Here is a 12,084-nt window from a genome sequence, read left to right as displayed (position 1 = left end):
TTAGGGGAAATCGACGTTGTCCACGCCGTACTGGGCTTGCTCTTCGGTGAAGTCTTCGTAGAGCAACTGGTCGTAGAGCTCGTCGTAGGTCATGTCAGGAATCGCGTTGAGGTATGACTCGGCCGAGAGGACTGCCTGCTCGTTCCAGTCGGTGTCCAGTGATTCCACGGCAGCGGTCGAGTGCTCGGTCGAGAAGCCTTCCCACTCGAGCTGATCGATCAGTCCCTGCTCGGAGAAGGCGATCGACCTCAGGTATTGCTCGGCCTTAAGCACTGCTTGCTCAGCCCAATCCACATCGACGTTTTCGGCCGCCCAGGTGGCGTCTTCATTCGAGAAGTCCTCGAACTCGAGCTGCTCAATGAGGCCCTCCTTCGAGAACGCCGAGGAGTCGAGGTATGACTCTGCGCGATCGAGCGCTTCCTGCTGACTCTCGGTGGGCTCCCCGGCGTTGGTGTCCGGCTCAGGCTCTTCCGAAGGCTCCTCTTCCGGCTTATCTTCCGGTTCGGGATCCTCTTCTTCAGGCTTGTCCTCGGGCTCTTCGTCATTCGGTTCTTCTTCCGTCGTGCCCTCGGCGACGGGATCGGAATCCGAGTTCTGGTTGAACAGGAAGATGCCGCCGATGATGAGCAGGATTACGAGAACCCCGCCACCAATTGAGAACCAAAGGATGCGATTTCGCTTGGCTTTCGCATCCTGGTCACTTGGCGGGGTGCCGCCACCGTACTGGTCGCTCCCGTACTGTCCGGCTCCGGCACCGTATTGACCGGCGCCGTATTGGTCGCCACCATACTGCCCGGCACCGTACTGCTGCGTCGGCGCGTCGCTGCCGCCGTACTGACCACCGTATTGGCCCGCGCCGTACTGGTCTGAGCCCGACACGTACTGCCCTGAGCCATCCGGCTGCGCGCTGCCCCAGTCGTTGCCCGAGGGCGGGACGCCGTAGGCGTTCTGACCGGTGGCACCGTATTGCTCGGTGGGCGCGTCACCGGCACCGAACTGTTGGCTACCGTACTGCTGCGTCGGCGCGTCGCCGGAACCAAACTGCTGTGCATTGTATTGCTCGGTCGGTGCCTGATCGTTCCCGTACTGACCCGCACCAAACTCGCCGGAGCCCTGCTGGCCGTAACCGTACTGGCCCGAACCGTACTGCTCGGAGCCGTACTGGCCAGCGCCGTATTGCTGCGTCGGCGCGTCACCGGCACCGTATTGCTGCGTCGGAGCATCGCCTCCGCCAAACTGTTGGCCGCCGAACTGCTGAGTCGGAGCATCCCCCGCGCCACCCGAAGGGCGGTAGTTCGAGGTCCAGGCGACACCATCAAAATAGCGTTCCTGCCCGGGCTGCTGCGAGTCCGGGTACCAGCCCGCCGACGGTGGATTCTGCCACGAATTATTCATTCTCGACCCCATTCGAAGAAACAGTGCCGAACTTCTCGCCACTCATAAACACGGAGAATCATACCGATGCCACAAAAACTCAGCCACAGTTGTGGTGAATTTTGACTAAATTGCAGGGTGAACAATGTTTATGAGTGCACAATTTGCTGCGCTACTCGCCGATTTCGCTCATTGCATATGCAACTTGTTCCTCGGTGAATTGCTCGTAGACCAACAGATCGTGGAGGTCTTCGCCACTCAGATTTGAAGTCTCAGAATAGCTCTCGGCTTTGAGCACGGCCTGCTCAAACCAGTCGATCTCCAACTCCTCGACTGCCGCAATGGCGTCGGCACGAGTGAAGCCATCATCCATGAGTCGATCAACCATTCCGGCATAGGAGGTCGCGGAATACTTGAGGAAGTGCTCCACCGCGCGAATGGCCTGTTCTGCCTCATCAATCTCAGCTTGCGCCACACCGTGCGCCGCCTCGGCAGGGGTGAATCCCGAGTACTGCAGCCGCTCTTTGAGTCCCTGCTCTGAATATCCCTGATAAGCCAGGGCCTCCCGTGCCTCGAGTTCGGCTTGCGCGCACCAATCCACCTCGAGCCGGTTGACGGCGTCTTCCGCTACCTCGGCATCGAATCCCTCAAATTTGAGTTGATCGACGAGTCCCTCGGCCGACATCGGGATCGAATCCAGGTACGACTCCGCAACCGTCATCGCGTCATCGACACTCGAGTAGTCATAGCCGTAATTTGAATCATCGTTCTCGTCTTTTGATAAACCCGCGGATGACCCCCAGACTGCGACCACGATCATAAACACCACGAACAGCCCAATCACCACTATGGCACCGAAATTCGCCGAGGCCGGTGCCGCAGAGCCTTCATATCCGCTTGGCCGATTCGGGTCGGATGTTGGTGCTGGTGTTGGTGTTGGTGTGGATCTCGGGTCAGATTTCGGGTCACCCTTGCGCTGGAGCGATGGCGGGTCTTGACGCGCTACCGGCTCAGTTTCGATGGCGGCTTCAGCCGCTGGCCTCGATTCGCTGCGGCGGCCTTTCTCGCGTGGTTTTTCGTCACGTCGATCCGAATCGCTCGCGCTGACATCACCGCTGCCCGCACCCTCAACGGGCCGCGATTCGTTCGTCCACGCGGTGCCATCGAAGTATCGCTCGGTGCCGCGTTTCAGCGGGTCGGCATACCAGCCCGCTGTAGTTGGGTTCGCCCACGGGTTCGACATCGGTCCTCTTTATCCAGGTCACGTCGTGTGCGCGACAGAATTCTTGCGGAAAGCATAGCGATACGCGACCCGACGACTCGGAATCCCTTACGCATCCTTGTATAGGATGGGCAAGATATCTTGACATCGAGAGACATCGTTCAAGGGTCACCACCCGCACACCTACTTCTTAAGGGAGTTCCGCGCATGGCGAAGATCATTTACACGCACACAGACGAGGCACCGCTCCTCGCGACCTACTCCTTCCTCCCCATCATTCAGGCATACGCAGCGAAGGCCGGGGTTGAAGTCGAGACCCGCGACATTTCGCTTGCTGGCCGCATCCTGGCAGCCTTCCCGGAAAACCTCACCGAAGACCAGAAGATTGGCGACGCACTTGCCGAGCTCGGCGAACTCGCGAAAACTCCGGAAGCGAACATCATCAAGCTGCCGAATATCTCCGCTTCGGTGCCGCAGCTCAAGGCCGCCATTACCGAATTGCAGTCGCAGGGATTCGACATCCCGAACTACCCCGAGGACGACGACGCCGGGGCCGAAGAGGTGCGCGCCCGCTACGACAAGCTCAAGGGCTCCGCGGTCAACCCGGTGCTTCGTGAGGGCAACTCCGACCGCCGCGCTCCCGCCGCAGTAAAGAACTTCGCGCGCAAGAACCCCCACTCCATGGGCACCTGGAGCGCCGATTCCAAGACCCGCGTAGCAACCATGTCGGGCAATGACTTCCGCGACAACGAGCAGTCGGTCATCATCCCGGCTGCCGATACCCTCACCATCCGGTTCGTCACCGAAGGCGAGACCCGCATCCTCAAGGACGGCCTCAAGGTGCTCGAAGGCGAGGTCATCGACGGCACCGTCCTGCGCGCGGCTGCGCTCGACGAATTCCTGCGCGAGCAGATCGCTGCTGCGAAGGCCGACGACGTGCTGTTTTCGGCACACCTGAAGGCAACCATGATGAAGGTCTCCGACCCGATCATCTTTGGCCGCATCGTCCGCGCATTCTTCCCGGCACTCTTCGAACAGTACGGTGAGACCCTCGCTGCCGCCGGCCTCTCGGCCAACAACGGCCTCGCTGCGATCATCGCCGGTGCCGAAGACCTGCCAGAGCGCGATGGCATCCTCGCCGCCATCGAGCAGGGCTACGCCGAAGGCCCGCGCCTGGCGATGGTGAACTCGGACAAGGGAATCACCAACCTGCACGTCCCGAGTGACGTGATTGTGGATGCTTCGATGCCCGCGATGATCCGCATCGGCGGCCACATGTGGGGGCCGAAGGGTGAAGAAGACGACACCATCGCGGTGCTCCCCGACTCAAGCTACGCCGGGGTCTACCAGGCAGTAATCGACGACTGCAAGACCAATGGCGCCTACGACCCCACCACGATGGGTTCGGTCGCAAACGTCGGACTCATGGCGCAGAAGGCTGAGGAATACGGCTCGCACGACAAGACTTTCCAGCTGGATGCGGATGGTCGCGTGGAAGTGGTGAATTCCGCTGGCGAGGTGCTTATCTCGCACGATGTCGAAGCAGGCGACATCTGGCGCGCCTGCCAGACCAAGGATGAGCCGATCCGGGACTGGGTCAAGCTCGCCGTGACTCGCTCGCGCGCCTCGGGCCAGCCCGCCGTGTTCTGGCTCGACGAGAGCCGCGCCCACGACCGCAACCTGATCGCCAAGGTCAACGAGTACCTCGGCGACCACGACACCGAGGGCCTCGACATCCGCATCCTGGCACCGATTGAGGCGACCAAGTTCTCGGTCGAGCGCATCCGCCGCGGCGAAGACACCATCTCAGTCACCGGTAACGTCCTGCGCGACTACCTCACCGACCTCTTCCCCATTCTCGAGGTTGGTACCTCGGCCAAGATGCTCTCGGTGGTGCCACTCATGAACGGCGGTGGCCTCTTCGAGACCGGTGCCGGTGGCTCGGCACCGAAGCACGTGCAGCAGCTCGTGGAAGAGAACCACCTGCGTTGGGACTCACTCGGTGAGTTCCTGGCCCTCGCAGAGTCCTTCCGCCACGAAGCGACCACCGAGGACAACAAGGGCGCAGCGGTGCTCGCCGATGCACTTGACCTGGCGACCGAGCGTTTGCTCGACGAAAACAAATCCCCTTCGCGCAAGGTCGGCGAAATCGACAACCGCGGCTCGCACCTCTACGTCGCCGCGTACTGGGCTGAGGCACTCGCCTCGCAGACTGAGGATGCGGAACTCGCCACAGCATTCAAACCAGTTGCCGAGGCCTTCGCTTCGCAGCTCGACGCGATTGCTGCGGAACTCGTAGCGCTGCAGGGCCCGGCCGTCGACCTCGGCGGCTACTACCGCCCGGTCGATGAGAAGGCATCGGCGGCCATGCGTCCTTCGCAGGCGTTCAACGACGTACTCGCGATGCTTGGCTAGTTTCGCGCGTCCTGCGCTGTAGAACACTGAAAAGTTCAGCGGTTCGGCTCTCAGTTTGAGGGCCGAACCGCTGATTTTTTCGTGAGATTTCTTCCGATATCGATTGCGCAAGCGAAGTAAGTAGTAAGGTTAGCCTTCCCTCAAAGTACGACCCGAGGTTTTCCAATTCCTCAGGAAAGGCAACCCATGCGCCTCAAGAGGCTCGCCGCAGCATCCATCGCTGTCGCCCTCATGACTTCCCTTGCCGCTTGCGCGACCGGTGGTCCCGCAACTGAAGAGACCGAGACCGGCAGCGCCGCATCGGACGGCCAGTTCCCGATCACGATCGAACACACCTACGGCGAGACCGTCATCCAAGAAAAGCCCGAGAACGTCGCAACCATCGCGTGGTCGAACCAGGATGTTCCCCTCGCCCTCGGCGTCTCGCCCGTCGGCTTTGCTGCGGCAAGCTGGGGCGTGGAAGACGACAGCCGGATGTTGGAGTGGACGAAGGCTGCCGTCGAAGAGCTCGGTGGCGATCCAGTCCTATTCGACGAAACCGACGGCCTCGATTTTGATGCCATCGCGAACACGCAACCGGACGTCATCCTCGCCGCCTACTCGGGCATTACCGAGGAAGAGTACGAGACGCTCAGCCAAATTGCGCCAACCGTCGCGTATCCGGAGATTCCCTGGGCGACGACCTGGCGCGAAATGATCGAACTCAACTCGACCGCGCTCGGCCTCCAGGATGAAGGTACCGCGCTCGTGACCGAACTCGACGGCTTGCTTGAAGAGAAGCGCGCGGAGCATCCCGAACTCGACGGTCTGACCGCCGCGTTCTTCTACGGCGGCGACGCAACCGACCTGTCCACGGTCGGCTACTACAACACCAGTGACCCGCGCGCGGCCTACCTCGAGGACCTCGGCCTTGAGGTTCCCGAGAGCGTTGCTGCAGCGTCCGAAGACGCGGCACAATTCTATAACTCGGTGAGCGCCGAGAACGTTGACCAGCTCAACGACATCGACATCATCGTGTTCTACGGTGACCAGGCCGCCCTCGACGCCTGGAAGGCCGACCCGCTGCTCAGCCAGATCCGCGCAATCCAGAACGACTCGGTAGTGCTCATGGGCTCCGACGGCGCGTTCGCCGCGTCGGTGAGCCCCTCGCCGCTGTCGATCCCCACGTACTTGGACGACTACCTGGCCCTCATCTCCGAGGCAGCCGCAAAGGTCCAGTGACCGCAGTAGCAAGTACCGGGACATCCGTCCCAGACGCGCCCGCGGATGCGCCGCGAGCCAAGGTGCCGAAAGCGATTCTCGTACTCGGCACCTTGGTCGTGCTCGTGGTGGTGTCCATCCTCGTGTCCGTCGCGTTCGGCGCGCGACCCGTGACGTTCGCCGAAATCTACGTCGGGCTCTTCGGCGACGCGACGAGCATCGGTGAACTCGCAGTCCAGGAACGAGTCCCCCGCACTGTCTTCGCGCTGATTGCTGGCGCGGCGCTTTCGGTTTCCGGCGTGTTGATGCAGGCCATCACTCGAAACCCGATCGCCGACCCCGGGGTGCTCGGAATCAACACCGGTGCGTCGCTCCTCGTGGTCATCGGCATTGTCTATTTCGGTATTACCACGATCGACCAGTACATTTGGCTCGCGCTTCTGGGCGGAGCCCTCACCGCCGTGTTCGTGTACGTCATCGGCTCGGTGGGTCCGGGAGGCACCACCCCGATTAAGCTCGCCCTCGCGGGAGTCGCGACCGCAGCCGCGTTGACCTCGGTCATCACTGCGATCGTGCTGCCGCGACAGGATGCGATGGACACCTACCGCTTCTGGCAGATCGGCAGTGCCGGTCGCGGCGAGTGGGAAGCGATGCTCACCGTCGCACCGTTTTTGGTCGTCGGGGTGATTATCACCGTATTGTCGATCGGTGCGTTGAATGCGCTCGCTCTCGGCGACGAGACCGCAACCGGGCTCGGAGTCAACGTCGGATTCACCCGAATTTCAGTGGCCATCGCGGGTGTGCTGCTGTGCACCAGCGTGACTGCCGTTGCCGGCCCAATCGGCTTCGTCGGACTCATGGTGCCCCACGTGGTGCGCATGCTGATCGGCCCCGATCAGCGCTGGCTCATTCCGCTCTCGGCCCTCGGCGGTGCCGTACTCCTCACCTTCGCCGACACCCTCGGTCGCGTGATCGGCCGACCCTCCGAAATCAATGTCAGCATCATCACCGCGATCCTCGGAGCTCCCATCCTCATTCTCATTGCCCGCCGCGCCAAGGTGCGTGAACTATGACCACCATCGAACGTTCCACACCGGCGGTGTCATCCGCAGTCGCCGCCGCATCCGCATCCGCCACCATTGAGCGGCTCAAACACGGCCGCCGCTCGCGCGGGCGCCGCTTCCTCGCCGTCACCCTCGTGCTCGGAAGCGTTGCCGTTGCGCTCTGGTGGGTCATGGTCATGGTCGGCGAAGTCACGTACTCTTTCGGCGAAGTGTTCGCGGTGATGCGCGGTGAGCTGGTGCCGGGCGCGAGTTTCTCGGTCGGTAATCTGCGCATGCCGCGCGCCACGGCGGGGATGCTCGCGGGCATGGCTTTCGGGGCGGGCGGCTATCTCTTCCAGACCATCCTGCGCAATACGCTCGCAAGCCCCGACATCATCGGCATCACCTCCGGTGCAAGTGCTTCGGCAGTCTTCGCAATCCTGGTGCTCGGACTGAGCGGTGCGGTCGTGTCCATCATTTCGGTGACGTGTGGACTTGCGACCGCGCTCATTATCTACCTGCTCGCATCCGGTCGCGGTGGCCTCGGATCCCGCCTCATCCTCATCGGCATCGGGGTCGCAGCGATGTTCAACGCAGCAATCTCCTACCTCATGCTGCAGGGCGACGCCTACGACCTGCCGCGAGCGCTGCGCTGGCTATCCGGCAGCCTCAACGGCGTGACCTGGGACAGCATCCCGGCCCTTGCCATCGCTGTCGTGGTTTTCGGCGGCATCCTCCTCATCAATATGAGCAAGCTCGGCCCGCTCGAACTCGGTGAGGATGCGGCGGTCGCCCTCGGTGTGCCGGTCAACCGGACCCGACTCATGTTGATCCTCGCGGGGGTTGCCCTGGTCGCATTCGCGACGGCAACCACCGGACCGATCGCGTTTGTTGCCTTCTTATCGGGACCGATCGTGACACGCCTCATCCGACACACGGGCCAGTCGCTGCTGGTACCGGCGGCACTGATGGGTGCCGTTCTCGTGCTCGCGAGCGACCTTATCGGTCAGTTCATGTTTGACACGAACTATCCGGTCGGCGTGATCACCGGAGTGCTCGGGGCCCCGTATCTCATCTACCTACTCATCCGACAAAACGCGCAAGGAGCATCCACATGACGCGCGAACCCGACGTATCTGCGACTGCGGCCGCGAAGGCGAGGGCGATCTCGCGTGCGACAGCGACTGTGCCCGCCAGTACTGCTACCGCCGCACCTGCGATCGCCACTGCGGCTGCCGCTGCCGCTGCACCGAACTCCGAATCACATCGAGCCATCTCCCGCGAGCTCGTCGCCCAGAGGCTGTCAACGGGCTACGGCAAGAACACCATCAGCGATGGCATCGACATCAGCGTGCCAGTTGGCCGCATTACGAGCATCGTCGGCGCCAATGCCTGCGGTAAATCAACGCTGCTGAAAACCCTCGCGCGCATCCAGGCCCCACTTTCGGGGTCAGTGCTGCTCGACGGCAAGTCGATCCGGGAGATCCCGGCCAAACGGCTCGCGACAAAACTCGGATTGCTGCCACAGCATCCAATCGCACCGGAAGGGATGGCCGTGGCCGATCTCGTCGGGCGAGGCCGGCATCCACATAAGAAGCTGCTGCAGAGCTGGAACCGTGATGACACCGCGATCATCGCGGAGGCACTGGATGTCACCGGCACCGCGGAACTTGCGGATCGGCCCGTGGACGAGCTTTCCGGTGGGCAGCGGCAGCGAGTGTGGATCGCCATGGCTCTCGCGCAGCAGACTGATGTGCTGCTGCTCGACGAGCCGACCACCTTTCTTGACCTGGCGAATCAGGTCGAGGTGCTCGATTTGTTGACCGACCTCAATCGGTCGCGCGGCACGACCATCGTGATGGTGCTGCACGACATCAACCTGGCGGCGCGGTATTCCGATCACATGATCGCGATGCGCTCCGGCACCGTTCAACGCTGGGGTGAGCCGAGCGAAGTCGTCACTGAAGAGACCATGCGCGGGGTGTTCGGGCTCGAGGCGCAGGTGGTGATTGACCCGGTTTCGGGTGGGCCGCTAATTGTCCCGCGCGGGCGGCACCATGCTCGTATGCGCGATGCCGGTTCCAGGGATGCCGCCGCCGATGCCGATGCCGATGCCGATGCCGATGCCGATGCCGATGCCGCAGTTTCAACTGATGCAGTTCCGAAGGACGCAGTTTCGAAGGAGAGTTTATGACCGTCCCGTTTAAGTTTTTCCCCGTGCAGGTGAGCGCAATTCGCGATCTTTCGAGCGGATTTCGACGGTTCACCTTCGCCGGTCCCTCGCTCGCGACCTTTGGCGATCCGGGCCTCGATCAGCGGATCAAGCTCGTTTTTCCCATTGCAGGCGGTGACTACTCAGAATTGCTGGGGGCGACTGACTGGTATGGGACATGGCGTGAGCTGCCCGACGAACGACGGCATCCGATTCGTACCTATACGACTCGGTACGTTCGCCAAGAAGCGTGCGAGCTGGACGTCGACGTTGTAGTGCACGATGTCGTCGGGCCCGCCTCCGCGTGGATCGAACACGCTGCGGTTGGGGATGAGCTGCTCGTGCTGGGGCCGAATGCCGAGTTCGACGGGGAGCCGGGCGGGATTGATTTCGTGCCGCCCGCATCCACCGAGCAGTATCTGATTGCTGGGGACGAAACCGCGGCACCCGCGATTGCCGTGATCCTGGAATCGCTGCCTGCTACTGCGCGCGGTATTGCGGTACTGGAAGTGCCCTCAGCCGATGACGCGGCGTATTTGCCTTCGCATCCCGGGATTGACGTGCGCGTTGTGCCGCGGGATGGCGGCGATCACGGGTCCGTACTCGTTTCGGCGACCCGCGGCGCGGTGGCCGAGCTCGCGCCGATTGGGACTCCGCAGGAGGTCGAGGAAATTGACGTCGATAGTGACCTGCTCTGGGAAGTTCCGCGTCACGCGAAGGGCGGCGCCGCCCTGAAGCACACCTCGCTCTACGCCTGGTTCGCCGGCGAGGCGGGCGCGGTGAAAACCTTGCGGCGCCACCTCGTGTCTGAACGCGGCATCGATCGCCGAACCGTGGCGTTCATGGGCTACTGGCGCCTCGGCAAAGCCGAAAACTAAGTCGCGCCGACGGTGGCATCCGCGCGTGCAGCCCCGCTGTTGCCGCTGTTGACGCTGCCGAAGCCACCTCTGCCACCGCCGCATCCGGCTCGCGAGCTGCCGGTAGTCGCCCCTGCCGCTGCCGAAGCCACCTCCGCCACCGCCCGCTGAGCCACGCGCCCACATCCGAAATCCGCGCTCCCACTGCCATCCGTGTCTCACCTCTGCATCCGGAAAAATCCCGATTGGGGTAGCACAGCAGGTGATCTCCCCTTATTAGCGGACATCACCTTCGCTGGGCCCCCAATCGGGATTTCACGCTCCACTCAATAGCGCACACTTGTGCCACCAAGTGGACGTTGGTCAATGGATGCCGCTATTTCGGCTGCCCGCCGGAAGCTCTGAGGCACGGCGAGGCGCTGCGCGCGCTAGTTACTCACAGGTTCGGCGTTCACAGCGATAGTCCACAGTTTCTGGCCGGTGCTCAGCCGGAATCGGCGCGGTTCGTCATCATCTTGCTTGTGAGCACGATAGGTGAGCTTCTCGAAAGCAACTACGGCGTCATTACGACGGCACAGCTTCGTGCCGCCGGAGTCACTCGACACGCACTGCGCAAGGCCCTCGCCGAGGCACAACTCGTCAAGCTGCATCGTGGACGCTATGTCTGCGCATCCATCAACGCCGCCGAAGCCGAGCCGGGGACTGTGGCTCGAATGCTCAATGGCAGGATCACTGGTTTCAGCGCGCTCGAGACGCACGGATTTTGGGTACCCGAGTGCCAAGAAGTCCTGCATATTCGAGTGACACCGCGCGTGGCAGAGCATATTCGTGAGTCACCCGCCCGAGCTCAAATCCTCGACGAGGCGAATGTTCGGTTGCATCATCGGGTGCTGCCTTGGCCCGAAGTCGATGATGAAAATACTACGGACTCTGCAGCGTCATCCATGCTCGTCGCGGAGAAGGATTGTCGAGTCGAAGACCTCGTTGCCATGGGAGACAGCGCACTCAGGAACGGTGTACAACCGAGAAGACTTGCACTTGCTGCAAAGTACGGCGGACACAAGATGCGCACGGCATTATCGATGCTCGATGCTCGATCTGGTTCGGGCGTCGAATCAATCGTCAGAGTCCGGCTCCGGTCACTGCGTTTGCGGGTGAGACCTCAAGCTCAGCTCGGGCGTTGGCCCGTCGATTTTCTCATCGGGGAATGGCTCATCGTTGAAGTGGATGGATTCGCTTATCACTCGGGTGACAAGGATTTCAGTCGCGACCGCAGAAAAGATCGTGAACTGAACGCAGCCGGATACACGGTGCTGCGATTCACGTATCGGCAGGTGATATCTGATTGGGAGCAATGCGAGCGCGAGATCCTTGCTTTTGTGCGCGCAGGCAGACATCAACGTCCGAACTACCGCCCCCGCAATTTAGACGGCTGACAGCGATTCATGGCACGCACCCCAGAAGCATGAAAGCCACTTCGGGGGTCGAGACGGGTTGATAAGCCGCAATAGCGGCATATCGCTCACTCTCAGCCCCCATTCGGGATTTTCAGGCAAGACGAGGCAGCAAAAGAATTAGCGGGCCGCCACCTGGGTAGAAGGTAGCGGCCCGCTTTAATCCATCGAGAGTGATTTCCCAGACAACGCCTCGCAACAAAACGCTGTCAGAAGTAAGGTTAGCCTTACCTAGTCAAAACGGCAAGACTTCGCGTTGACTCATAAGAAACCTCCGCGTAGCTCGATACGTTGCCTCATTTGAATT

General features: G+C 61.8%; 9 protein-coding genes. 7 read left to right on the top strand and 2 right to left on the bottom strand.

The features are described 5' to 3' along the window. Entirely contained in the window at positions 1 to 1,395 is a 1,395-nt protein-coding gene (locus ACTHXA_RS12005) for an Ltp family lipoprotein (protein ID WP_441672667.1), read from the bottom strand. 151 nt (positions 1,396 to 1,546) lie between these two features. Next, positions 1,547 to 2,617 carry an Ltp family lipoprotein gene (locus tag ACTHXA_RS12000; RefSeq protein ID WP_441672666.1) on the bottom strand — a complete coding sequence of 357 codons (1,071 nt, stop codon included), beginning with the start codon at positions 2,615 to 2,617 and terminating at the stop codon, positions 1,547 to 1,549. 186 nt (positions 2,618 to 2,803) lie between these two features. On the opposite strand from ACTHXA_RS12000, the gene ACTHXA_RS11995 reads away from it, so the two are divergent. The 7 genes from ACTHXA_RS11995 to ACTHXA_RS11965 all read left to right on the top strand — a co-directional run bounded on the left by ACTHXA_RS11995 (position 2,804) and on the right by ACTHXA_RS11965 (position 11,759). After that, complete coding sequence (locus ACTHXA_RS11995; RefSeq protein WP_441672664.1) at positions 2,804 to 5,011, top strand: NADP-dependent isocitrate dehydrogenase; 2,208 nt, start codon at positions 2,804 to 2,806, stop codon at positions 5,009 to 5,011. Positions 5,012 to 5,197: 186 nt separating this feature from the next. Further along, positions 5,198 to 6,232, top strand: a complete 1,035-nt coding sequence (locus ACTHXA_RS11990) for an iron-siderophore ABC transporter substrate-binding protein (protein WP_441672662.1) — start codon at positions 5,198 to 5,200, stop codon at positions 6,230 to 6,232. Beyond that, on the top strand, positions 6,229 to 7,284 hold the full coding sequence (locus ACTHXA_RS11985; protein ID WP_441672660.1) for a FecCD family ABC transporter permease: 1,056 nt from the start codon (positions 6,229 to 6,231) through the stop codon (positions 7,282 to 7,284). The genes ACTHXA_RS11990 and ACTHXA_RS11985 overlap by 4 nt, the downstream gene beginning before the upstream one ends. After that, positions 7,281 to 8,372 (top strand): FecCD family ABC transporter permease, encoded by a 1,092-nt coding sequence (locus tag ACTHXA_RS11980; protein WP_441672658.1) that lies wholly within the window; start codon positions 7,281 to 7,283, stop codon positions 8,370 to 8,372. The genes ACTHXA_RS11985 and ACTHXA_RS11980 overlap by 4 nt, the downstream gene beginning before the upstream one ends. Before the next feature lie 155 nt (positions 8,373 to 8,527). Beyond that, positions 8,528 to 9,448 carry an ABC transporter ATP-binding protein gene (locus tag ACTHXA_RS11975; protein WP_441672757.1) on the top strand — a complete coding sequence of 307 codons (921 nt, stop codon included), beginning with the start codon at positions 8,528 to 8,530 and terminating at the stop codon, positions 9,446 to 9,448. After that, the gene (locus ACTHXA_RS11970) at positions 9,445 to 10,344 is read left to right on the top strand and encodes a siderophore-interacting protein (protein WP_441672656.1); all 900 of its coding nucleotides are present in this window, start codon (positions 9,445 to 9,447) and stop codon (positions 10,342 to 10,344) included. The genes ACTHXA_RS11975 and ACTHXA_RS11970 overlap by 4 nt, the downstream gene beginning before the upstream one ends. A gap of 338 nt (positions 10,345 to 10,682) precedes the next feature. Next, positions 10,683 to 11,759, top strand: coding sequence for a type IV toxin-antitoxin system AbiEi family antitoxin domain-containing protein (locus tag ACTHXA_RS11965; protein ID WP_441672654.1), 1,077 nt, complete (start codon positions 10,683 to 10,685; stop codon positions 11,757 to 11,759). Positions 11,760 to 12,084 lie beyond the last annotated feature (325 nt).

Origin of the sequence: Gulosibacter sp., from assembly GCF_052090685.1 — a bacterium.
Taxonomy (GTDB): Bacteria; Actinomycetota; Actinomycetes; order Actinomycetales; family Microbacteriaceae; genus Gulosibacter.
This window is presented reverse-complemented; position numbering and strand designations above follow the sequence as displayed.

Excerpts from the sequence above, each read along its gene's own strand:
- ACTHXA_RS12005 (WP_441672667.1), bottom strand. The coding sequence starts at position 1,395 with ATGAATAATTCGTGGCAGAATCCACCGTCGGCGGGCTGGTACCCGGAC.
- ACTHXA_RS12000 (WP_441672666.1), bottom strand. The coding sequence starts at position 2,617 with ATGTCGAACCCGTGGGCGAACCCAACTACAGCGGGCTGGTATGCCGAC.
- ACTHXA_RS11995 (WP_441672664.1), top strand. The coding sequence starts at position 2,804 with ATGGCGAAGATCATTTACACGCACACAGACGAGGCACCGCTCCTCGCG.
- ACTHXA_RS11990 (WP_441672662.1), top strand. The coding sequence starts at position 5,198 with ATGCGCCTCAAGAGGCTCGCCGCAGCATCCATCGCTGTCGCCCTCATG.
- ACTHXA_RS11980 (WP_441672658.1), top strand. The coding sequence starts at position 7,281 with ATGACCACCATCGAACGTTCCACACCGGCGGTGTCATCCGCAGTCGCC.
- ACTHXA_RS11970 (WP_441672656.1), top strand. The coding sequence starts at position 9,445 with ATGACCGTCCCGTTTAAGTTTTTCCCCGTGCAGGTGAGCGCAATTCGC.